The 23,566-nt window shown below is 73.3% G+C and carries 16 protein-coding genes; 8 read left to right on the top strand and 8 right to left on the bottom strand.

Annotated features, from left to right (window positions below; translation table 11 throughout):
* Positions 1-130 precede the first annotated feature (130 nt).
* Positions 131-1,309 carry a serine hydrolase domain-containing protein gene (locus ACLJQF_RS10475; protein ID WP_410608053.1) on the top strand — a complete coding sequence of 393 codons (1,179 nt, stop codon included), beginning with the start codon at positions 131-133 and terminating at the stop codon, positions 1,307-1,309.
* 1 nt (position 1,310) lies between these two features.
* On the opposite strand, the gene ACLJQF_RS10470 is transcribed toward ACLJQF_RS10475, so the two are convergent.
* The 8 genes from ACLJQF_RS10470 to ACLJQF_RS10435 all read right to left on the bottom strand — a co-directional run bounded on the left by ACLJQF_RS10470 (position 1,311) and on the right by ACLJQF_RS10435 (position 9,863).
* Positions 1,311-3,029, bottom strand: a complete 1,719-nt coding sequence (locus ACLJQF_RS10470; RefSeq protein WP_410608052.1) for a caspase, EACC1-associated type — start codon at positions 3,027-3,029, stop codon at positions 1,311-1,313.
* Positions 3,026-3,418: an effector-associated constant component EACC1 gene (locus ACLJQF_RS10465; RefSeq protein WP_410608051.1), complete on the bottom strand. Its 393-nt coding sequence runs from the start codon at positions 3,416-3,418 to the stop codon at positions 3,026-3,028. The genes ACLJQF_RS10470 and ACLJQF_RS10465 overlap by 4 nt, the downstream gene beginning before the upstream one ends.
* A gap of 61 nt (positions 3,419-3,479) precedes the next feature.
* On the bottom strand, positions 3,480-4,787 hold the full coding sequence (locus tag ACLJQF_RS10460) for an alpha-glucosidase/alpha-galactosidase (protein WP_410608050.1): 1,308 nt from the start codon (positions 4,785-4,787) through the stop codon (positions 3,480-3,482).
* Between the two features lie 34 nt (positions 4,788-4,821).
* Positions 4,822-5,694, bottom strand: a complete 873-nt coding sequence (locus ACLJQF_RS10455; protein WP_410608049.1) for a carbohydrate ABC transporter permease — start codon at positions 5,692-5,694, stop codon at positions 4,822-4,824.
* Positions 5,691-6,512 (bottom strand): carbohydrate ABC transporter permease, encoded by an 822-nt coding sequence (locus ACLJQF_RS10450; protein ID WP_410608048.1) that lies wholly within the window; start codon positions 6,510-6,512, stop codon positions 5,691-5,693. Before ACLJQF_RS10450 ends, ACLJQF_RS10455 begins: the two co-directional genes overlap by 4 nt.
* 165 nt (positions 6,513-6,677) lie before the next feature.
* Positions 6,678-7,943: an ABC transporter substrate-binding protein gene (locus ACLJQF_RS10445; RefSeq protein ID WP_410608047.1), complete on the bottom strand. Its 1,266-nt coding sequence runs from the start codon at positions 7,941-7,943 to the stop codon at positions 6,678-6,680.
* A 210-nt stretch (positions 7,944-8,153) separates the two neighbouring features.
* On the bottom strand, positions 8,154-8,969 hold the full coding sequence (locus tag ACLJQF_RS10440; RefSeq protein WP_410608046.1) for an endo alpha-1,4 polygalactosaminidase: 816 nt from the start codon (positions 8,967-8,969) through the stop codon (positions 8,154-8,156).
* 90 nt (positions 8,970-9,059) lie between these two features.
* A complete protein-coding gene (locus ACLJQF_RS10435) occupies positions 9,060-9,863 on the bottom strand; it encodes a DeoR/GlpR family DNA-binding transcription regulator (RefSeq protein ID WP_410608045.1) in 804 nt (267 codons plus the stop codon).
* 126 nt (positions 9,864-9,989) lie between these two features.
* Between ACLJQF_RS10435 and ACLJQF_RS10430 the strand changes: the two genes are divergently transcribed.
* The 7 genes from ACLJQF_RS10430 to ACLJQF_RS10400 all read left to right on the top strand — a co-directional run bounded on the left by ACLJQF_RS10430 (position 9,990) and on the right by ACLJQF_RS10400 (position 23,526).
* Positions 9,990-11,120: an SIS domain-containing protein gene (locus tag ACLJQF_RS10430; RefSeq protein WP_410608044.1), complete on the top strand. Its 1,131-nt coding sequence runs from the start codon at positions 9,990-9,992 to the stop codon at positions 11,118-11,120.
* A 1-nt stretch (position 11,121) separates the two neighbouring features.
* Positions 11,122-12,078, top strand: coding sequence for an N-acetylglucosamine kinase (locus ACLJQF_RS10425; RefSeq protein ID WP_410608043.1), 957 nt, complete (start codon positions 11,122-11,124; stop codon positions 12,076-12,078).
* Positions 12,079-12,087: 9 nt separating this feature from the next.
* Positions 12,088-12,999 carry a DMT family transporter gene (locus tag ACLJQF_RS10420; RefSeq protein ID WP_410608042.1) on the top strand — a complete coding sequence of 304 codons (912 nt, stop codon included), beginning with the start codon at positions 12,088-12,090 and terminating at the stop codon, positions 12,997-12,999.
* Complete coding sequence (locus ACLJQF_RS10415) at positions 12,996-13,910, top strand: 1-phosphofructokinase family hexose kinase (protein ID WP_410608041.1); 915 nt, start codon at positions 12,996-12,998, stop codon at positions 13,908-13,910. The genes ACLJQF_RS10420 and ACLJQF_RS10415 overlap by 4 nt, the downstream gene beginning before the upstream one ends.
* Entirely contained in the window at positions 13,907-14,731 is an 825-nt protein-coding gene (locus ACLJQF_RS10410; RefSeq protein WP_410608040.1) for a class II fructose-bisphosphate aldolase, read from the top strand. Before ACLJQF_RS10415 ends, ACLJQF_RS10410 begins: the two co-directional genes overlap by 4 nt.
* Positions 14,732-14,922: 191 nt before the next feature.
* A complete protein-coding gene (locus tag ACLJQF_RS10405) occupies positions 14,923-17,031 on the top strand; it encodes a DUF6351 family protein (protein ID WP_410608039.1) in 2,109 nt (702 codons plus the stop codon).
* 96 nt (positions 17,032-17,127) lie between these two features.
* Entirely contained in the window at positions 17,128-23,526 is a 6,399-nt protein-coding gene (locus tag ACLJQF_RS10400; RefSeq protein WP_410608038.1) for a beta-ketoacyl synthase N-terminal-like domain-containing protein, read from the top strand.
* Positions 23,527-23,566 lie beyond the last annotated feature (40 nt).

Here is a 23,566-nt window from a genome sequence, read left to right as displayed (position 1 = left end):
CTTGAATGACTCATTCAGGACCTCCGAGGTCCTGAATGAGTCATTCAAGACCTTTGTTCGCCCTCGAATCGGGACGTGGCCGGTGGTTCTGCGCTACCGTCGTAGGCGACTGCAGACACCGGGGGGAATCATGCGTCGACTGGTCGTTTCCGTCACTTGCGCCGTGCTTCTGGTCGCCGGTACCGGTACCGGCGCCGCGGTGGCCGACCCGCGGCAGACCGCCCTGGACACCGCCGTGCAGGCCGGGAACGTGGGGATGATCGCGATCGCGGCGGATCCGGCCGGGCGGTGGCGGGGACGCGCCGGCGTCGGTGACGTCGTCACCGGGGCGAAGCCGGACACCGGCGGGCGGTTCCGGATCGGGAGCGTGTCCAAGACGTTCACGGCGACACTCGTGCTGAAGCTCGCGGCGAAGGGCCGGCTGCGGCTGGACGACCCGATCGCGAAGTACCTGCCCGGGCTGCTGCCCTACCCGGAGCCGATCACCGTCCGCCAGCTGCTGCAGCACACCAGTGGCGTGCCGCGGGACCTGGCGCCGCAGTACACCTGGACGACCCTGGAGGAGGTGGACACCGAGCGCTTCGTGCACTTCGGCGAGGTCGAGGCGATCCACGACAGCACCGGGCAACCGCTGCTGTTCCCGCCGGGCACGAGCTGGTCGTACTCCAACACCGGCTACAACGTGCTGGCGCTGCTGGTGGAGAAGCTCACCGGCCGCCGGTTCGAGCAGGTGCTCACCGACTGGATCACCGGCCCGCTGCACCTGACGGACACGTTCCTGCCACGGGACTTCCCGCTGGTGCCGCGCCCGGCCATCCGCGGCTACGAGCAGCTCTACCCGGCGCCGCGGGGGCTGACGGACGTCACCGTCTACAACCTCAGCCGGTACTTCGGGGCCGGGAACGTCATCTCGAGCGCGGCCGACCTGAACCGCTTCTTCGACGCGTTGCTCGGCGGCGAACTCCTGCCGGCCGATCTGCTCGGCCAGATGAAGACCACCGTTCCGTGGCCGGGCGAGGGTGGGCTGGTCGGCTACGGGCTCGGGCTGATGCGCCTTTCCCTGAACGGAATCTGCGGTCCCGGCGCGCCCGATGTCTGGGGGCACGGCGGGGACGTGCCCGGGTACAACACGTGGAGCATGAGCGACGAGGCCGGCACCCGCGGGATCACGGTCGCGTCCAGCCCCGACCTGACCGCTTCGCCCGCCGCGGCGGCGACCCGGATCCTGGCGATGGTGACGGAGTTCTGCACCCCCGCCGCGCCCGGTGCCCAGGCGCGCGCCGCGCGGCTTCAGGCCGTGCTGCGCTGATTCAGCGCGGCAGCTTGCGAACTCCGCGATCGACCGCCACCGACGGCGGGGCGACGCGCCGCGCGGCGGCCGAGAGCTCCGACCACTTCCGGCACCGTCCGAGAACCACGCGGCCGTTCCTGGCCTTGACACCGGCCGGGAGGGCGGCAGCCGGGCGAAGGACGAGCACGACGGTCGGTGGCTCCGCCGCGCGCCGGGTGACGGCCAGGCGGGCGATCTGCTGCCACGGCACCGTCTGCATCCCGCCCGGCCCCAGCAGCACGATCCTGGTCCGGTCGAACCCCGCCGAGGTCCAGCCGGCCGAGGACGAGCGCAGGCCGGCGACCGCCACGACCGCGGCCGAGACGGCGACCACGGCGAAGAACAGCCCGAACAGCGCGCCGATCGTGATGTCCCAGAACCCCGGCCCGGCGTTGCGGAACGGGTCGGTGAAGCTGATCCAGGAAAGGACGGCCGCCCCCACACCCGCGGGAACGCACAGGGCGGCTTTGGCCACGGCCGGACGGCGGCCGGACTCGAGGGCGAAGGACGCGGCGGGTTCCGGCGGGGCCGACGTCGCGACGCCCGGCGGCGTGGTGACGGCTCGCCGCCCGGCCGGGGGAGCCGGGCTGAGAATGGTTGGGGGCGCTGTGGCCGGGGCCCGCGTGGGGTCGGGGTGCGGGTTGGGCGCGGCTTCGGGTTCGTTCCGATGGGGTGTGGTGGGGCTTGGCGCGGGTTCGGGCGCGGTGGCGATGCTTGGGGTGGGTTCGGGGTGCGGGCTTGGCGCGGCTTCGGGTTCGTTCCGGCGGGGCGTGGTCGGGCTTGGCGCGGGTTCGGGCGCGGTGGCGGGGCTCGAGGTGGGTTCGGGGTCCAGGCTTGGCGCGGCTTCGGGTTCGTTCCGATGGGGTGCGGCGCGGCTTGGCCCGGGATCGGGGGCTGTGGCCGGCGCGGGTTCGGGGCGCAAGCCCGGCTGCGATCCCGCGGTCGGCCTGGATTCGGGCGGCTCCGGGCGCGCTGCCGGGCCGCGGACCAGCGCCAGGTCCTGGGCCGAGTCGACCGCTTCGTACCGCGGGCGGGGCAGCCCGAGGCCGTCCAGCGTGGCGTCGGTGTGCCGGTAGATGCCGTTCAGGGTCAGCGGCTCCGGGTTCGCCAGCGCGCTCAGCAACGCGCCGGTGAACGCCGTGTGGCGCCAGCCGACCGGTGCCCTCGACGGCTCGTTGGCCGGGCCCGAGGCCAGCGTGACCCCGCCGGTCAGCCGCAGCTGCCCGGCGACCAGGCCGGCCGGGGCGGCCATCGCCTCGACCGCCCGGCCGGAGAAACAACAGTCCACCACGAGCACCCGCGTCCGGGCCCTGGCCCGCCCGAGTTCTCGCTTGATCAGGTTGATCGAGACGGCGGTCCAGCCGGGCTGCTCCTCGCTGGTCGTGCGCAGCGCCAGGTGCAGCACCCCGTCGACGTCGAGCACGCCGTGCCCGGCGTAATACACGAGCAGCAGGTCGTCCGCCTCCCGGCCGGCCGCGGCCAGGGCGCTGCCGACGTCGGCCGGCACGGCGTCGTCGCCGAGGACCCGGCAGCCGCTCCCGGTGACCGTGCCGACGTCCGGGTCGGTGAGCGCGGCCCGCAGGTCGGCCAGGTTGGCGCGCACGGCGGGGAGCGGCGGCAGTTCCCCGGACTCGTAGTGGCTGACGCCGATCAGCACCGCGCGCGAGGAGGCCGCGTCCGGAAACCGGGGCCGGGTCACGCCTGGCCGGACCGGCCCGGCTCGAGCAGCTGCTCGACGCTGCGCAGGACAGCCTCGGGGTCGCGGGCCCGCCGGACGTCCACCTTGACTTCCCGCGTCTCCCCGGTGGTGGTCACGGTGACACTAACGTCGGCGCGGGACTGGGTCAGCCACGTCGACACCGACCGGGCGAGCGAGCGGATCAGCACGGCCCCGGCGCCACTGGAGCCGAGGGCCACGGTGAGCACGTCCACGACGCCGCCCATCTCCCCGGGTGCGATCGGCCGGTTCCGCAGCTCGACGCGGCCGCGAAGGTCGTCCTCGTGACCCAGCCAGTGGTGCAGGGAACGCAGCCGCGAGGCGGCGTCTTCGCCGATGATGCGCAGGCGCAGCTCGGTGTCGTCGGGCATACCGGCAATCGTGCCAGGTTCGCCGGTGCCGCGGGTGCGGTTCGCCCGACTCCGGGCGCGGTCAGCCGCCGAGGACGGCGCGCAGGCCGGGCTGGAGCCGGTCGCCGTGGGCGCGGACGAGGTCGTCGCACAGCTCGAAGATCTGCTCGACCGGCAGCGTGGCCGCCGTCGCGGGGTCGGTCATCGCCGCGTGGCGGATGTTGCGCGGATCGTCCTCGACCGCCGCGCGCACGACCAGGCCGGCGACGCTCAGGTACGTCCGGTTGAGCGCCGCGAGCTGCGGTGGCAGCGCGCCGATCCGGGTCGGCCGGACGCCGGTGCCGTCGACCAGGCACGGCACCTCGACCACGCCGCCGGACGGCAGGTTCTCGATCAGGCCGCGGTTGACGACGTTGCCGTAGACGGTCCGCGGGGTGCCGGTCACCACACTGTGCACGATCTGCGGTGCGTACTCGCCGGCGCCTTCGACGGGCAGCGGCTCGTCGGCCGCGATCGCCCGCCGGGTCCGTTCGTACTCGGCTTCGTTCTCCGCGACGATGCCGAGGTAGGCACCGATCGGCAGGCGGAGGCGGTCGATCTCGGTGTCGTGCTTGAGGTACCAGGGCACGTACTCGGCGGAGTGCTCGCTGGTCTCCGTCGGGTAGTAGCCGAGCCGCCGCAGCATGTCGAACCGGACGCGCCGCCGCAACTGCCCGTCCGACTCGGCCAGCTCCCGCAGCCGCGGGTAGAGGTCGGCGCCCCCGTGCTCGAACCGCAGCACCCACGCCTGGTGGTTGACGCCGGCCGCGAGGTAGGTGACCTCGTCGAACGGCACCCCGACGAGCTCCGCGAGCCCGTGCACGGTCCAGTACACCGAGTGGCACAGCCCGACGACCCGCGTCAGCCCGGTGGCCTCGCCCAGGAACTGGACGTTCATCGCCATCGGGTTCGTGTAGTTCAGCAGCCACGCCTCCGGGCAGACGTCGGCGATGTCGTCCCCGAGTGCCTTCAGGAAGGGGAACGTCCGCAGCGCGCGGAAGATCCCGCCGATGCCGAGGGTGTCGCCGATGGTCTGGTGCAGGCCGTGGCGCTCGGGGACCTCGAAGTCGGTGCGCGTCGCCGCCGCCATCCCGATCTGGACCGTGTTGACGACGAAGTCCGCGCCCGACAACGCTTCCCGGCGGTCCGCGTGCGCGGTGAGCACGGGCTTGGCGCCCCGCACGGCGGCGATCCGCCGGGCCGCGGCCAGCGCGGTGGCCAGCCGGTCCGGGTCGATGTCGTGCAGGGCGACGTGCACGCCGGCCAGCTCCGGGTAGGCGAAGAGGTCGGCGAGCAAGGCCTGGGTGAACACGACGCTGCCCGCGCCGACGAAGGTGATCTTGGCAGTCATGCGAATCCGATCCGATGTGCGAAGGGGGGACGCCTCAGCCCTTGAGCCCGCTGGAGGTGACCGACTGGATGAAGGTCTTCTGCGCGCCGAGGAAGGCCAGCAGCACCGGCAGCACGGTGATGACGTTGCCCGCCATCACCGCGGCCCAGTTCGTGTGGTGCTGGCCCTGGAACGTCGTGAGCCCCAGCTGCAAGGTGTAGGTCGTGTCGTGGTTGACCGCGATCAGCGGCCAGGTCAGGTCGTTCCACGTGCTGAGGAAGGTCAGCACGGCCACCGTGCTCAGCGCCGGCCGCGACAGTGGCACCACGATGGTGAACAGCACGCGCAGCCGCGAGCAGCCGTCGATCCACGCCGCTTCTTCGAGCTCCCGGGGCAGCAACAGGAAGAACTGGCGCAGCAGGAACACCGCGAACGGCGTCACCAGCGACGGCACGATGAGCGCGCCGAGGCTGTCGATCAGGCCGAGCCGCTTCATCACCAGGAACGTCGGGATCATGGTGAGCTGGAAGGGGATCGCCATCGTCGCGATCATCAGCGCGAGCAACGCCCGCGAGCCGGCGAACCGCATCCGCGCGAACGCGTACCCGCCCAGCGTGCCGAACAGCAGGTTCGACACCACGGTCACCGCCGAGACGATCAGCGAATTCGAGAACCAGCGCACGAACAGCGCGTTCTCGAGGACGTAGCGGTACCCCGAGAAGTCCACCCGGGACGGCCACAGGGCGGGCGGGAACCGGTTGATCTCGGCGTTGCTCATCACGGAGCTGAGCAGCAGCCAGACCAGCGGCGCCGCGAACAGCAGCGCCAGCGGCACGAGCAGCAGGTGCCAGGGACTGAAGAGCAACCGGGGCCGGCGCAGCACGGGCAGCACGGCACGGGTCGCGGGCACGTCGAGCCGGGCGGTCATCGCAGCGCCTTCCCGGGCCGGCGCAGCACACGGACGGCGACCACGACCACCAGCAGGGCCAGCGCGAGCACGTAGGCCGACGCCGCGCCGTAGCCGGCGGTGAAGTTCTTGAACGCCTGCTCCCAGACGAAGTAGACGATCACCGTGGTCGACCCGAGCGGGCCGCCCTTGGTCGTCACGTAGACCAGGTCGAACACCTGCAGCGAGGTGATCAGCTGCCACAGCAGGAGGAACGCCGTCACCGGGGTCACCGCGGGCAGCGTCACGTGCCGCAGCACGCGCCACGTCCCGGCGCCGTCCAGCCGCGCGGCTTCGACCAGCGACGGCGGGACGTCCTGCAGCGCGGCCAGGTACACCACGACGCAGAAGCCGGTGCCGCTCCACAGCGTGATGCCGACCAGCACCAGCAGCGCCTGCGCCGGGTCGGTCAGGAAGCCCTGCGGCGACACGCCGAGGTGGTGCAGAGCTGAGTTGGCCGCGCCGAACTGCGGGTCGAGGATGAACGAGAACAGCACGCCCTGGGCCGTCGCCGACAGCACGAACGGGACGAACACGAGCGTCCGGTAGACGCCGGCGAAGCGGATGCGCCGGTTCAGCGCCTGCGCCAGCAGGAACCCGAACAGGATGCTGAGCGGGACGTACAACACCGTGTACAGCACGGTGTTCCCGACGGCTTGGGCGAAGTGCGGGTCCTGGGCGAGCGCGGCGTAGTTGTCCAGGCCCACCCAGCGGCTCGGGGTCACCAGGTCGTCGACCTGGAAGGACAGTACGAGCGACCAGGCCACCGGCAGCACGCCGAGGCCGAGGATGATGAGCACGGCGGGCGAGATGTAGGCCCACGCGGCCGCGGTTTCGCGGCGCCGCCGGTGTGGTCCGGGTGTGACCGAGCTTTTCGGGGGTTCCGGGTGGCGGAGCCCCCGGCCCGAGGCGGAGCCTCGGCTTGGCACGGTGATGGGCCTCGGCAGTCCGGGCATGGCGGCTCCCTATCGCGGAATGATCAAGGCGGCGTTCGCGGCCGCGGCGCAGTCGTGCATGGCGTCGGCCGGGGCCGCCCGGCCGAGCAGCACGGCGACGATCGCGGTGCCCAGTGCCGCCGACACCTGCGGGTAGGCCGGGTGCACCGACCGGACCCGGGCGTTCTCCAGCGCGTCGACGAAGACCGGCAGGCCCGGGGTTCCGGCGGTTTTCTCCTGCCACGCGGGCAGTTGCTGCGTCCGGCGGCTCAGCGGGAGGCTGCCCGCGCCGTCGTCCCAGCGGACGTCCTGGGCCGGGTCCGCCAGCCAGGACAGGAAGGTGCGGGCCGCCGCCACGCGTTCTTCGCCGTTGTCGAACAGCGTCCAGGTGTCCGGGCCGGAGATGGTCACCGGACGGCCGCTGAAGCTCGGCAGCGGCACGACGGCGTAGTCGATCCCGGCGTCGGTGATGTCGGGCAGCTGCCACGGGCCGGTCGCGACCATGCCGATGTGCCCGGCCTGGAACGCCTGGTACATCTGCTCGCTGCCGGTCTTCGGGTCGAGGTAGACGGCGTGTGCCGCGGCGAGGTCGCGGACCACCTCGAGGGCACGGACGCCCTGCTCGGCGAACCCGATGCCGCGCCCGCCGGGGCCGATGACGTCGCCGCCGAGGTCCCACACCATCGGCCACAGCCGCCACACGGTGTCTTCGTCGCCGGTGGCGGGCCACGCGGTGCCGAAGGTGCCGCTGCCCGCGTCGGTGAGCTTCTTCGCCGTGCCGACGAAATCGGCCCACGTCCAGCCCGCCTCGGGCAGCGGAATCCCGGCGCCGGCGAACAACTCCTTGTTGCACACCACGGCCAGGGAGTCGAGCAGCGCCGGGACCGCGCGGACGCGGCCGTTGACGGTGACCGCCTCCCGGGCCGGTGCCCAGAAGCCGGGGCCCGCGTCGACGAGGTCGGTGACGTCGACGACGCTGGGGCTGCGCGCCACGCTGGCGAGGTCCGAGCCGAAGACGTAGGCGATGTCCGGGAACGACCCCGACGCGAGCGCCGCGGTGATCTTCTGGAGCATCGCGTCGGCGAGGACGCCGCCGCCCAGGTCGATCCGGATCCCGGGGTGGGTCCGGTGGAAGTCGGCGACGAGCTCCTCCAGGACCTTCTTGCCGGTGTCGGTCTGGCCGTGCCAGATCTCGACCGTGACCGGGCCCCCGGTGGCCCGCGCCGGGCCGCAGCCGGCGAGGGCGGCACCGAGGGCCAGACTGCCCGCGCCGCGCAGGAATCCGCGGCGGTCCATCAGCAATCCTTGCCGGGGAACGGGAAAGACATCATCGGACTCCGGATGATGGTGGGCACGACCCCGCCTCGGACCCAAGGTCCTGGCGACTCAGTCCGGGCTCGCGGCGGAGGCCGACATACCGGCTGGGCATACCTCTGACGCCGGGTGGTGCCGTTCCGACGTGGACAGCAGTAAAGCGAGCGCGATCGAACGTGTCAAGACGGACTGTCAGCAGGTCTTGCGGACGTACCCGCTCGTCCCCTGGGGCACCACGTACAGGTCACGCCGGACCATGCTGATCTTGCTCTTCCACTCCGGGCAGCCCTTGCTCATGCCCGAAGCGGTGTACTCGACGTCGACCACCCGGTTGTTGAACGGGCCGGCGTAGTCGGCGCATTCCTCGTATTCGCCGCATTCCTCGGTGACGGCGAAGTCGAGGCCGTTGGCGACCCGGTTGCCGGCCAGTTCCGGGGTGTTCTTCTGGGCGATGGCGAGGTTCTTGCCGTGCGCGCGGGCGGACAGGAGCTTGATGTACTCCTGCGCGTGCGTGGTGGTGAGCAGGTTCTTGGACCGCGAATAGCTGTCGTAGTTGTCGGGCTCGATCGCCTGGTACCCCTTCGAGGCGCACGTGTCGATCCAGCTGCCGACCTTGGCCGCGACCCGGGTGCGCTTGTCGGCCGTGCGCAGGTCGAGCAGGGTCTCCTGCCAGTCCGGGTCGACGACCTTGGTGCCGTTCGCATCGCGCAGCAGCAGGTCGCTCGGCCAGTCGCCGTCCGCACCCTTCTGCGCCTGGAAAGCGTTGAGGTAGCAGATGTTGTACTTGCCGCTCGCCGGGGCCGCGGAGACGTCGCGGCTGACGATCTGCACCCCCGACGGCGGGGTGTAGGCGCCGCCGATCTGGTAGTCGAACCCGGCGGCCTGCGGGGGCAGGGTGACCGCGGCCGAGGCCGGGGCGGCGGCCGCGGCGAGCAGGCCGGCGGCCAATGCGCCGGCCGCCGTGAAAGAAGCGAATCGCTTGCCGGGGACGGGGAGGGAACGCTTCATCCGGACTCCATCATCGTCGGGGCTGTTGTCGGCGAAAGGTAGGCAGCACGATCACCGCGGTCAACGAAACGCGCATTCGCGATGCGCGTTTCACCGCTCCCCGGTGGCGCCGACCTCGACCACGGTGACCCGGACCCCGGCCCGGCGAAGCTCCGCGACCGCGCCGGACGCCGCGGAGGAGTCGGTGATGACCTCGTGCACGTCCTGGATGTCGCCCATCCGGGCGAGGGTGGTCCGCCCGAGCTTGCTGCCGTCGGCCAGCACGACCACCCGCCGGGCGCGGCCCAGCATGGCGCGGTTGGTCCGCGCCTCGTTCTCGTCGTGCGTGGTGATGCCCGCCGCGTCGATCCCGTCCACGCCGACGAACGCCGTGCCGATGCTGATCGAGGCCAGCACGTGTTCGGCCCAGGGCCCGACCAGCTCGTAGGACTGGGGCCGGGCGACACCGCCGACGACGACCAGCTTCAGGCGGGGGTGCAGCGCCAGGTCCATCGCGATGTTCAACGCGTTCGTGACCACCGTCAGATCCGCCCGGCCCGGCAGTTCCCTGGCGAGTTCGCTCGTGGTGGAGCCGCCGGTGAGGGCGATGACGTGCGGCCCGGTCGGCAGCGTGCGGATCGCCGCGTGCACGATCGCGCGTTTGGCGTCCCGTGACCGGCTTTCCCGGTAGGGCGGCGGCACCTCGTTCGTGCGCCCCCGCGTCCGCGCGCCGCCGTGGGTGCGGGTCAGCAGCCGCTGTTCCTCCAGTTTGGCCAGATCGCGCCGCAGCGTCGCGGAGGAGACGCCGAACCGCGCGCTGAGCTCACCGACGTGCAGCGAGCCGGTGTCCGCGAGCACCCGCAGCAGCTCCGAGAGCCGTTCGGCCCGGCTGGTGCGCCGGTTCCCCGTGGACATGGGCCGAGCCTACGACAGCGGGGGAAACGCTCACTCCGGATGCGCATTTGGACAGCGAACCTTGCCCGCTCGCCCGGGAGCGGGTGAACCTCCGGGAGTACGTCCCGGACATCGGAGGCAGCACCTATGCACAGCAGCGGGCGGTGGTCCGGCGACAGCCGGACCGCGCGGGAGATCGAGCAGCAGCCCGCCACCTGGATCCGGGTGGCGGACGCCGTGCGGCGGGCGCGGCCGGAGATCGAGACGCTGATCGGGCTCCCCGGCCGGCGGATCGTGCTCACCGGCGCGGGCACCTCGGCGTTCATCGGCGAGGTCGTGGCCCGCGATCTCGCGCGTCACCTCGGCCGGCCGGTCGAGGCGATCGCGACCACGGAGATCGTCGCCGATCCGGCCGCGGTGGTCGTGGACGACCGCCCGATCGTGCTGGTGTCCTTCGCGCGCAGTGGCAACAGCCCCGAGTCCGTCGCGGCGGCGGACCTGCTGCAGCGGCTGGCGCCCGAGCTGCGGCACCTGGTGATCACCTGCGATCCGGACGGCCGGCTGGCGCGGCGGTGGTCCGGTGCCGGGAACGCGGTCGTGGTGGCGCTGCCGGACGAGGTCAACGACCGCGGCTTCGCGATGACCTCCTCGTTCACCGGGATGGCGCTGGCGGCCCTGCTCGCCTTCGGCCTGGACGTCGACGTCGAGGCGCTGGCGCGCGCCGGGTCGGCGGTGCTCGGCGGTGCCGCGGACCACGCGTCGGCGATAGCCGGCGCCAAACCGGCCCGGCTGGTGTTCCTGGGTTCGGGCCCGCTGCGCGGCCTCGCCCGGGAAGCCGCGCTCAAGTGCCTCGAGCTGACCCGGGGCGAGGTGGTCGGCATCGCCGATTCCGCGCTGGGCTTCCGGCACGGACCGAAGTCGGTGCTCGACGAGCGCACCATCGCCGTGGTCTTCCTGTCGACCGATCCCCACGCGCGGCGGTACGACGTGGACATCGCGCGCGAGCTGGTGCGGTCACTCGGCGAGGAGCGGGTGATCGTGGTGGGCGGGGACGACGTCACCGAGTCGGGCGGCGCACGGATCTGGCCGGTGCCCTCGCCACCCGGCGTACCCGTTGCCGGGTACGCGTTGCTCGCCGTGCTCGCGGCGCAGACGACGGCGCTCGCCTGCTCGCTCGCGCTGGGCGTCACCCCGGACAACCCGTTCCCGGAAGGGGAGGTGAACCGCGTCGTGCAGGGCGTGGTCATCCACGATTTCGTGCCTTCGGAGGTGAGCTGAAGTGTTCCTCGGTGTCGACGGCGGGGGGACGAAGACGGCGTTCTGCCTGGTCGACCGCGACGGCCGGGTCGTCGCGGAGGCCCGGACCGCGAGCGTGTACTACCTGAGCGAAGGCCTGCAGATCGTGGAACCCCTGTTGCGCCAGGGGATCGGCGAAGTGTGCCGGGCCGGGGGCCTCCCGGTCTCGGCGATCACCTACGCCTTCTTCGGCCTGCCCGCCTACGGGGAGATCAGCGCCGACGTGCCGGTGCTCGACGCGGTACCCGCCCGGATCCTCGGGACGGGGAACTACCGCTGCGGCAACGACATGATCTGTGGCTGGGCCGGGTCGCTGGGGGCGATCGACGGCATCAACGTCGTCGCCGGGACCGGCTCGATCGCCTACGGCGAGCGCGAAGGCAGGCAGTGGCGCGGTGGTGGCTGGAGCGAGCTGTTCGGTGACGAAGGTTCCGGCTACTGGGTCGCGATCCAGGGCCTCAACGCGTTCAGCCGCATGGTCGACGGACGGTTGCCGGCCGGCCCGCTCGTCGGAGAACTGCGTCAGGCGCTCGGCCTCGCCGCCGACTTCGACGCGATCGACGTCGTCGTGAACCGGTGGCACGGCGACCGGGGCCGGATCGCGAACCTGAGCAAGGTCGTGGTCCGGGCCGCCGAAGCCGGTGACGCGGTCGCGACCGGCGTGCTCCGGGAAGCCGGGCGGGAGCTCGCGCTGCTCGTGGACGTCGGCCGGGCGGCGCTCGGATTCGAGGCCGCCCACCGGGTTCCGGTGTCGTACTCCGGTGGCATGTTCGGCTCGGCGCACGTGCTGTCGTCGTTCCGCGACGCGCTCTCCCTCGAGTACGACCTCCGCGAGCCGCTGCTGGAACCGCACATCGGTGCCGCGCTCTACGCGGCGCGCCTGCACGGACACCCGTTGCGGGCCGGGCAAGTCCACCCGGCCGCGTCCCTGCCTCGCTGAGGAGCCGAGATGACCGGATCAGGGGTGGCCGCGCCGGCCACCCGCACGAACAGCTGGATTCCGTACGCCGGACTGCTGGTGGTGTTCTGGGGGGTGTGGGGGGCCATTTCCAGCCTGCCCACCAAGCTCTACGCCTACCCCGACCCGATGGTGTACGTGGTCTGGTCGCTGACCATGCTCGTGCCCGCGTGGTTCTCGCTGCGGGGCCGGAAGTTCGACCGCGGCCGGGTCGCCGCCGGGTACGGGCTGCTGATCGGGCTCACCGGTGCCGGTGGACAGCTGCTGCTGTTCAAGGCCCTCACGATCGGACCGGCCTACGTGATCTTCCCGATCGTGGCGCTCTCGCCCGCGGTCACGGTGCTGCTGGCGTTCGCCGCCCTGCGGGAACGACTCGGCGGGTGGTCCTGGGCCGGCGTGCTGCTCGCGCTCGTCGCCGTCGTCCTGTTCTCCGTCTCGACCGGCGACGGCGGTGACAGCGGGTGGCTCTACCTGGCGCTGGCCGCGGGAGTCTGCGTGGCGTGGGGTGTCCAGGCGTTCTTCATGCGCAAGGCCGCACTCGCCGGCGTCGACGACGCTTCGACGTTCGGCTGGATGACCGTCAGCGGGTTGCTGCTGATCCCGGTCGCCGTGCTGATGATGGGCGGGCTCCCGCTCGGGTTCCCGTGGCAGGCGCCCGCGCTCACCGCCGGCACCCAGCTGCTCAACGCGGTCGGCGCGCTGTTCCTCGTGATGGCGATGAGCCGGGGCAAGGCGTCCATCGTGGCGCCGGTGACCAACGCCCTCGCTCCCGTGCTGACCATCGTCCTGTCGCTGCTGCTCTTCGGCGCCGCACCCACGGGGTACCAGATCGCGGGCATCGTGCTGGCCCTGGCCGGCTCGACCTTGATGGTCTACCGCGCGGAGAAGAGCGGCGAGCCGTGACCCGCCGGATCCTCACGGTCACCCTCAACCCCGCCGTCGACGTGACCTACCGGGTGGACGCGCTGCGTCCGGGGGAGACCGTGCGAGTGCCGGACGCCCGGTCGCGCGCCGGCGGCAAGGGCGTCAACGTCGCGGCGGTGGTGCGCGACCTGGGTGGCGAGAGCGTGGTGCTGGCGCTGACCACGACCCGGCTGCCCGACGAATTCCGCGACGGGCTGGACGGCCTGGGCCTCCCGCACCGGCTCGTCCCGGCGCTGCCCGCGGTGCGGCGGACCGTGGCGGTGGTGACTCGCGCCGACGGCACGACCATGTTGCAGGAGAACGGCTTTCCGGCCGACGAGACGGCGGAGGCGGGCATCACCGCCGCTCTGCGCGCCGAGCTGCCGGCCGGCGCCGTCGTGATCTCCGGCAGCGTGCCCGAGGGACTGGGCGACGGCGTCCCCGCGAAGCTGGTCCGGCTGTGCGCCCGGCACGACGTTCCGGTCATCGCCGACGTCTCCGGTGCGGCCCTGCGCGAGGCCGCCGGGAGCGGCGCGGTGCTCATGCCGAACGAAGACGAACTGAAGGAACTGACCGGGTCCGGAGTCGAGGCGTGTCGAGACCTCGTGGCCGCGGGCGCCCCGGCGGTGGTGGCCACCCTCGGCACCGGCGGCGCGATCGCCGTCACCGCCCGGGGTGCGTGGCGCGCTCGGCCGGCCGAGGTGGTCACCGGGAACCCGGCCGGCGCCGGAGACGCCGGAGCCGCGGCCCTGGCGCTGCACCTGAGTGCGTCCGAAGTGGACTGGCCGGCCGCCCTCGCGGACGTGGTCGCCACCTCGGCCGCCGCCGTGCTGCGGCCGGTCGCCGGCGAGATCGACGTCGCGGCCAGGAACCGGTGGATACGTGCCGTGAAGGTGGAGAGGATCCGATGAACTGGACCACGGTGCTGGACGACCTGCGAGCGCAGCGGCGCGCGATCGGGGCGTTCAACGCGATCCTGATCGAGCACGCCGAAGCCGTCGTGGCCGGCGCGGAGCGCAGCGGGCTCCCGGTGGTCCTGCAGATCTCGCAGAACGCCGTCCGGTACCACGGTTCGCTCGCGCCGTTCGCGCTCGCCTGCCTGCGGCTGGCCGAGACCGCGACCGTGCCCGTCCTGGTCCACCTCGATCACATCGAGGACGAGACGCTGATCCGCGAGGGGCTCGACCTGGGCATCACCTCGGTCATGTTCGACGCCGCCGCGTTGCCCTACGCCGAGAACGTGGCCAGGACGAAAGCCGTCGTCGAACGCTGCCACGCCGCGGGCTGCCGCGTCGAGGCGGAGCTCGGCGAGATCGGCGGCAAGGACGGCGCCCACGCCCCCGGCGTGCGCACGGACCCGGCCGAGGCCCGCGAGTTCGTCGCCGCGACCGGCGTCGACTCGCTCGCGGTGGCCGTCGGCTCGTCGCACGCCATGGCCGACCGCAGCGCGGTGCTCGACGAATCGCTGATCGCCGCGCTCGCCGGCAGCGTTCCGGTTCCGCTGGTGCTGCACGGTTCCTCCGGTGTGTCCGACGAAGGCCTGCGCGGTGCGGTCGCGAGCGGCATCGTCAAGGTCAACATCGGGACGCGGTTGAACCAGGTGCTCACCGAAGCGGTGCGCTCGACGCTGGGGAACCACGCGGCCCTCACCGACCCCCGCCGCTACCTGGCCCCCGGCCGGGACGCGGTCCGGGACGAGGTGGCCCGGCTGCTCACCCTGCTCGCGAAATGAGCCCGACGCAGGGGGCACTTTCACGTGAAAGTGCCCCCTGCCCCGGCCCCCAGGTGGGCACTTTCACGTGAAAGTGCCCATGGGGGTTAGCGGCCTCGGACCGGACGTTGTTCCGGGCGTGCCGCAGGTGCTATACCGGGCAGTAGCCCGGTGTCGCGACGACGCGATGCCACGAACGACCGGAGGGTCTGGTGGCAAACCGTGCTGTGCGTTCATCCGCCGTGGTCGCGGCCCTGACCGCGCCCGTCCTCCTGCTGGGGACCGCGACCGCGGTGGCCGCTCCCGGGACTCCGCCGGGGCGGCAGCTGACGATCGAGACGGTGTCGAACCCGCGGCCCGCCCTCGTCAGCGGGGGACAGGTCCTGGTCAGGCTGGTGTCGCCGGCCGGGCGGGTCACCATCAGCGCGAACGGCCACGACGTCACCTCGAGTTTCCGCGCCCAGCCGGACGGCAGCCTGCTCGGCCTGGTGACCGGCCTGCGCGACGGTGCCAACGAGCTGAGCGCCCGGACCAGCGGACACGGACCGGACCGGCGGGCGAACCTGCGCGTCACCAACCACCCGATCACCGGGCCGGTCTTCTCCGGCGCCCAGCAGCTCCCGTTCTATTGCGAGACCCAGGCGTTCGGCCTGCCCGCGGCGACGCAGCCGTTCTGCAGCGCGCCGGCCCAGGTGAGCTACCAGTACCGGACCACGGCGGGGACGTTCAAGCCGCTGGCGGACCCGGCGACCCGGCCCGCGGACCTCGCGACGGCCACGGTCGGCGGGCACGCGGTGCCGTACGTGGTCCGCGTCGAGCGGGGCACGATCGACCGCGCCGTCTACGAGATGGCGGCGCTGTACGACGGCGCGCCGTCGCCCGTCGCGCCGGAAGGCAGCTGGAACGGGAAGCTGGTCTACACCTTCGGCGGCGGCTGCAACGCGGGCTACCACCAGGGCAATTCGACCGGCGGGGTCGTCAACGACCTGTTCCTGGCCCAGGGCTACGCGGTTGCGTCGTCGACCCTGAACGTGCTCGACAACAACTGCAGCCCGATCATCTCGGCCGAAGCGGCGATGATGGTCAAGGAGCACTTCGTCGAGACCTACGGCCCGGTCGCGCACACCATCGGCTGGGGTGGCTCGGGCGGGGCGATCCAGCAGTACGACATCGCCGAGAACTACCCCGGCATCGTCGACGGCATCATCCCCGGCGTCTCTTTCCCGGACCCGCTGAGCACGGGCGGCCCGGTGTCGGACTGCCGCCTGCTCGAGCGGTACTTCGCCGGGCCGGGCGCGTCGTTCACCGCCGCGCAGAAGCAGGCCGTCGCGGGCTTCGCCAACTACGACACCTGCGTGTCCTGGGACAAGACCTTCGCCAGCCGCGCGACCGCGACCGGCAGCTGCAACGCGGCCATCCCGGTCCCGGCGCGGTGGGATCCGGTCACCAACCCGCGCGGGGTGAAGTGCAACTCCAACGAGCAGCTGGCCACCCAGCTCGGCCGGGACCCGAAGACCGGGTTCGTGCGCAGCCCGCTGGACACCACCGGCGTGCAGTACGGCCTGGCCGCGCTGAAGGCGGGGACGATCACCGCGGCGCAGTTCGCCGACCTCAATGCGGCCATCGGTGGCCTGGACTACACCGGAACGCCCGTGCCGCAGCGGATCGCGGCCGACCCGAAGGCCCTGGAAGCGGCGTACGCCGACGACATCGTGAACTCGGCGTCGCAGGGCTTGCGGGAAACGCCGATCATCGACCAGCGGACCGATCTCGACCTCGCCGGGTTCGGCAACGACATCCACACCACCGAGTGGTCTTACGTGATGCGGCAACGGCTTCTGCGGGCCAACGGCACGGCGGGCAACCAGGTCATCATCGAAAACCACGCCACGGCGGTCGAAGCCGCGGCCGCCAGCGTCTACGAGCTCGATGCGATGGACCGCTGGCTGACCGCCATCGACGCCGACCGCTCGCACCGGAGCCGTCAGCAGAAGGTGCTGGCGAACCGGCCGGGCGATCTCGGCGACGGCTGCTACCTCTCCGCCGCGTCGCGGATCACCGAGAAGCTGACCTACCCGGCGAGCGGGCAATGCGGCGCGCAGTACCCGGTGGCCGCCAACACCCGGATGGTCGCGGGCGAGGGCCTGGCCCTCGACGTGCTGAAGTGCCGGCTGAAGCCGCTGGACTTCCGCGACTACCCGGTCGCCTTCACCGCGGCGGACCGGCAGCGGCTGCGGGCGGCGTTCCCCGGCGGGGTGTGCGACTACAGCCGGCCGGGCGTCGGGCAGCGGGCCCCGATCGGGACCTGGCTGAGTTACTAGTCCGGCCCCGGGTCCTGACCGCCCAAGGCAGTCTTGCTGCCCGAACACACACGCGGTGCGGGCGGCGGGGCGGTCGGTTGCGGTATACCCGGAGCAGTGGAGGAAATCCGGGCCGAGTTCATCAGGCCGCTGCTGACCGCGCTGTCCGCGCACCCCGCCGAACGCCCCGCCTACTCCGACGACCGGCGGACGCTGACCTACGGTGAGCTGGCCCGCGCCAGTGCGGACTTCGCCGCGGGGCTGGGGGTGTCCCGGGGCGATCGGGTGCTGATCCACGTCGGCACCCGGGTCGAGTTCGTCGTGTCCCTCCTGGCGGTGCTGCGGGCAGCGGCCGTCGGGGTGCCGGTGAGCGTGCGGTCGACCGAAGCCGAGCTCGCCCACCTCGCCGCCGACTCGGGGGCGACGCTCCTCGTCACCGAGACGCGGCACGCCGCCGTGGCGGAACGCCTGCGGCAGGCCCGGCCGGGCCTGCGGGTGCTCTTCGTCGAGGATCCGCCGCCGGCTGAGGCGGGACCGCCGCGGGACGAGCTCGGGCTGGACGAACCCGCCTGGCTGCTCTACACCTCCGGCACCACCGGGCGGCCGAAAGGCGTTCTCCTTTCGCAACGCGCGATGCTGTGGTCGACCGCCGCCTCCTACGTCCCCGTGTTCGGGCTCGACGCCGGGGACACCGTGCTGTGGCCGCTGCCGCTTCACCACGCCTACGCCCTTTCGCTCGCTTTCACCGCCACGATCGCGCTCGGCGCCCACACCCGGCTCGCCGACGGCTGCTCGCCGGAGCTGCTCGCCCGCTACCCGGGCTGCGTGCTCGCCGGAGTGCCGGCCACCTACCTCCGGCTCCGCCAGGAGACCGATGGCCCGGTCGGCTCGCCGCGGCTGTGCCTGACCGGCGGTGCGCCGTGCACGCCGGCCACCCGCACCGCGGTCCGGGAGCTGTTCGGGCTGCCCCTCGTCGACGGCTACGGGAGCACCGAGACGGGCGGGAAGGTCGCGGTGGAGCGACCCGGCGCACCAGGGTTGGTCCCGGTGCCCGGCATGGAGGTCCGGATCGACGCGGGGGAGGTGCTCGTCCGCGGCCCGGGCCTGATGCTGGGCTACCACGGGCAGCCGGCGTCGCCGTTGCGGGACGGCTGGTACCACACCGGTGATGCCGGCCGGTTCGAAGGCGGCCGCCTGGTGCTCGACGGCCGGGTCGACGACGTCATCGTCTGCGGCGGCCAGAACGTCCACCCGACCGAGATCGAGGCCGTGCTGGAGGAATCCCCTTCGGTGCGGGAGGTCCTCGTCACCGGCCGGCCCGACGACGTCGTCGGGCAGGTGCCGGTGGCGTTCGTGGTCGCCGGGCCGGACGGCTTCGACCCCGAAGAGCTGCGTCGCCTCTGCCTCGGCCGGCTTTCGCTCCACAAGGTGCCGGTGGCCTACCTCGAAATCGACGCCATCCCGCGGACGGCGTCGGGCAAACCGAGGCGCACCGCCTTGGCGAGCGCGCCGCGGCAGCCGGATCTCACCGCGCTGGTGCGGGCCGAGCTGACGACCCTGTGCGGACACGACGGCGGCGACGGGTGGCAGGACCGGCCCTTCACCGACCTCGGGTTGTCCTCGCTGGCCGGAGTGCAGTTCCGGCACCGGATCACCGCGCTGACCGGGGTGCCCGTCCCGCACTCCCTGATCTACGACTTTCCCACCCCGCGCGCCGTGATCGCCGAGCTGACGCGGCTCGGCTCGGCGAGCCCGGTGGAGCCGCCGCGGGCGGGCCCGGTGCCGTCCGCGGAACCGATCGCCGTCGTGGCGATGGCGTGCCGGTTCCCCGGCGGGGTGCGCTCGCCGGAGGACCTGTGGCGGCTCGTGGCGGACCGGGTGGACGCGACGGGAGAGTTCCCCGCCGACCGCGGCTGGGACGTGGCGGGGTTGTACGACCCGGATCCGGACCGGATCGGGCACTCGGTGACCCGCCGCGGCGGGTTCCTCGACGGGTTCGCGGACTTCGACGCCGGGATGTTCGGCATCTCCCCGCGGGAGGCCCTGGCGACCGACCCGCAGCAGCGGCTGCTGCTGGAAACGTCCTGGGAGGCGTTCGAGCGGGCCGGCATCGACGTCGCGACGCTGCGCGGCAGCGACACGGGCGTGTTCGTCGGCGTCATGAACGAGGACTACGCGAGCCGGTTCACCACCCACCACGAACTCGAGGCGTGGCTGGGCATCGGGTCCTCGCACGCGGTCGCCTCGGGCCGGATCTCCTACACCTTCGGGCTCACCGGGCCGGCCCTCACCGTCGACACGGCCTGCTCGTCGTCGCTGGTCGCGCTGCACCTGGCCGTGAAAGCGCTGCGCGAGGGAGAGTGTTCGCTCGCGGTCGCCGGCGGCGCCACGGTGATGGCCACCCCGCGGACCTTCCTGGCCTTCAGCCGCCAGCGCGGCCTCTCCCCGGACGGCCGCTGCCGGTCCTACGCGGCCGGAGCGGACGGCACCGCGTGGTCGGAGGGCGCCGGGGTGATCCTGCTGGAACGGCTCTCCGACGCCCGCCGGAACGGGCACCCGGTGCTGGCCCTGCTGCGCGGCACCGCGGTGAACGCCGACGGCGCGTCGAACGGCCTGACTGCGCCCAGCGGACGCGCCCAGCAGGCCCTGATCGCGGCGGCGCTCGCGGACGCGGGGCTGACCGCGGCGGACGTCGACGCCGTCGAAGGGCACGGCACGGGAACGCCGCTGGGCGACCCGATCGAGGCGGACGCGCTGATGGCGGCGTACGGGCGCGGCCCGCGCCGGGAGCCGCTGCGGCTCGGCTCGGTGAAGTCGAACATCGGGCACACCCAGGCCGCCGCCGGGATCGCCGGCGTGATCAAGGTGGTGACGGCGTTGCAGCACGAGCAGCTGCCGCCGTCGCTCCACGCGGACGAACCGAGCCCGCACGTCGACTGGTCGGCGGGCGGCGTGGCCCTGCTGGCGGAAGCCCGGCCGTGGCCGCGCACGGATCGGGTCCGCCGGGCCGGGGTGTCGGCCTTCGGGATCGGCGGCACCAACGCGCACGCGATCGTCGAGGAGGCGCCACCGTCGGAACCTGCGGCCCGGCAACCGTTCCCCGCGGCGCCCTGGCTGCTCAGCGCCGCGGACGGAGACGCGCTCCGGCTCGTCGCGGCCGGGTTGGCCGCGGCGCCCGACACCGTCGACGTCGCTTACAGCCTCGCCCGGCGGACGCCCCTGTCCCACCGCGTGCTGGTGCCCGCGGCGAACCGGGAGGCCCTGCGCGCCGTCGCCGAGGGGCGGGTGCGCGGCCGGACCGTCCGGGGCACCCGGCTGGCCGTGCTGTTCGGCGGGCAGGGTGCGCAGCGGACCGGGATGGGCCGGGAGCTGGCCGAGCGGTTCCCGGTCTTCGCCGACGCCTTCGACGAGGCCTGCGAAGCCGTGGGCGGCGGCGTGCGTGACGTCGCCTTCGCCGGCGGGGAAGCGCTGGACCGCACCGACCACGCACAGGCCGCGCTGTTCGCCTTCGGCGTCGCCCAGTACCGGTTGTTCGAGTCGTGGGGCCTGCGCCCCGACGTCCTGCTGGGCCATTCGATCGGCGAGATCACCGCCGCACACGTCGCCGGAGTGCTGTCACTGGCGGACGCGGCGACACTCGTGGCGGCGCGTGGCCGGCTCATGGCCGCACTGCCCGGCGGCGGCGTGATGATCGCCGTCGAGGCCACCGAGGCGGACGTGGCTCCGTTCGTGGGTGACACCGTGGCCGTCGCGGCGGTCAACGGGCCGCGGTCGGTGGTGCTCTCCGGGGAGACGGCCGCGACGACGGCGCTCGCCGAACGCTTCGGCGGCGGGACGCTCCTGCGGGTCAGCCACGCCTTCCATTCGCCGCTGCTGGAGCCGATGCTCGACGAGTTCCACGAGCTCGCGGCCCGGCTGAAGCACCACCGTCCCACCCTTCCGCTCGTCTCGTGCGTGACCGGCGAACCGGTCGAGGAGATCGAGCCGGGCCACTGGCGGCGGCACGCCCGCTCGACCGTGCGGTTCGCCGACGCGCTCGCCACGGCCGCGACGCCCGGCCCGGCCGTCGGCCTCGAGATCGGCCCGGCGCCGGTGCTCGGCCGCCTGACCGCCGACGTCCTGCCGACCGTGCCGGCCACGATGTCGGGCACCGGGGTACTGGCCGCGGCGGGCGCGGTGCACACGGCAGGCGTCCGGGTCGCCTGGCCCGCGGTGTTCGCCGGCTCGGGCGCGCGGATCACGCCGCTGCCCACCTATCCGTTCAAGCGCACCCGGTACTGGCTGGACCCGCAGTCCCCGGAGCAGGCCGGTGCCGACCACGCCGTGCTGGGTCCGCCGCTGGAAGCGCCCGACTCGCCGCGGGTCGTGCACGGCGGCTCGCTCGGCGTCCGCCGCCACCGGTGGCTCGCCGACCACGTCGTCGGCGGATCCGTGCTGGTACCCGGGACGCTGTTCGCCGAGCTGGCCCTGCACGCCGGCGGTGCGGGCATCGAGGAACTGGCGATCGAAGCCCCGCTGCGCCTGAACACCGAGGACGTCCACGTCCAGGTCGTCGTGGACGAACCGAGGATCGACGTCTACGCCCGGGCCCGCGACGAGAAGCACTGGCGCAGGCACGCCGGGGGGAAGCTGCGCCCGCGCGGCCCGCTCCCGCCCGCTCGGACGGGTGAGTGGCCGCCGGCCGGGGCCGGGGAAGCCGACGTCGCCGAGGCTTACCGCGCGCACGCCTACGGGCCCGCTTTCCAAGTCGTGCACCGGTTGTGGCTGCGCGACGAGGAGTTCTTCGCCGAGGTCGAGCTGCCGCCGGACGTCGGGGGCCGGTTCGAAGTGCACCCGGTCCTGCTGGACGCGGCCGTGCACGCGACCGCGCTGGCCGAGGGGCCGGCGGCCGAGCCGCGGGTGCCGTTCCTCTGGAGCGGTGTCGAGGTCTACGCGCCCGGGGCGCGGCGGGCCCGGGTACACGGCGTCCGCCTCGGTGTCGGCGCGGTCCGCGTCACGCTGTACGACGAGGCCGGGAACCCGACGGCCGGCATCGAAACGCTGACGACCCGGCCGATGGCGGCGCCCGACACGATGCTTTACCGTCCACAGTGGATTCCGATGCCGCCGGTGGCGGCGGTGGCGCCTTCGGAACCGGTCCGGACCATCGAAATCGCGCCGGGTGACGTGCGCGCGGCGGCCGGTCACGCGCTCGCCGTTCTCCACGACTGGCAGGGCAGCGGCGACCGGCTGCTCCTGGTCACCCGCAACGCGACCGGCCCCGATCCCGACCCGGCCGCCGCGGCGGCGTGGGGACTGGGCTGCGCGGCCGCGGCGGAACACCCCGGCCGGATCGGCCTGGTCGACCTCGAGCCGGGATTCCCGGTGACGCGGGTGGCGGGCCTCGCCGGCGGCGGTGCGGAGCCGCAGATCGCCGTCCGCGACGGAGTGCCGCACGTCCTGCGGATCGCGCGCGCCGCCCCGGCGCCGGCGCGGCCGATCGACCCGGGCGGGACGGTCCTGATCACCGGCGGGACCGGAGCGCTCGGTGCCGTGCTGGCCCGGCACCTCGTCACCGAGCACGACGTCCGGCACCTCCTGCTGGTGAGCCGGAGCGGGCCGGCGGCGCCCGGCGCCGGAGAACTGCTCGCGTCCCTGCGGGAACTCGGGGCGGACGTGCGGATCGTCGCGGCCGACGTGGCGGACCGGGCCACCGTGGTGCGCCTGGTCGGCAGCTGCGATCCGCCGTTGACGGCGGTCGTGCACAGCGCGGCCGTGGTCGACGACGGAGTGCTGGCGGCCCAGACGCCGGAACGCCTGGACGTCGTGCTGCGCCCCAAGGCGGACGCGGCGCTGGTCCTCGACGAGGTGACCCGGCACCTGCCGCTGACGGCCTTCGTCCTGTTCTCCTCGGTCGCCGGCGTGTTCGGCAAGGCCGGGCAGGCCAACTACGCGGCCGCGAACCGGGTGCTGGACGCCGTGGCGTGCCGCCGCCGCGCGGCGGGACTGCCCGCGTTGTCCCTGGCCTGGGGGCTGTGGGAGCTCGGCACCGGTCTGGGTGACCGGATCTCGGCCACCGCCCGGCGGCGGATGCGGGCGTCCGGCGTCGAGGGGCTGACCGCCGAGCAGGGCCTGGCGCTGTTCGACGCCGCGCTCGGCTCGGCCGAACCCGTGCTGGTACCGGTCCGGTTCGACCCGGCGGCGTCGATGGCGCCGCCGACCGGCGGTCCGGCCCGCCGCGTCGCCCCCGCGCGGCAGAGCTGGCCGGAGAACCCGGCCGGGCCGGAGCTGCGCGAGCTGCTGCGCGCGGAGGTCGCCGCGGTCCTGGGCCACCCGGACGCCGCCGTGATCGCCGACGACCAGCCGTTCCCGGAACTCGGCTTCGATTCGCTCACCGTGATCGAGCTGCGCACCCGGATCGCCGGGCTGGCGGGCATCGACCTGCCCGCCACCGTCGTCTTCGACCGGCCCACGGTCGCCGAGCTGGCCCGCTACCTGCTGGATCTCCGGCCGGCCCCCGCCGCGGAAACTTCGTGAAGGCCACCTTGAGGAACTTGTAGTTCCTGAAGGTGGCCTT

This window comes from Amycolatopsis sp. lyj-109, assembly GCF_046548995.1.
GTDB lineage: Bacteria > Actinomycetota > Actinomycetes > Mycobacteriales > Pseudonocardiaceae > Amycolatopsis.
The sequence above is the reverse complement of the archived record's forward strand: the minus strand, read 5'-3'. Positions and strand labels throughout refer to the sequence as shown.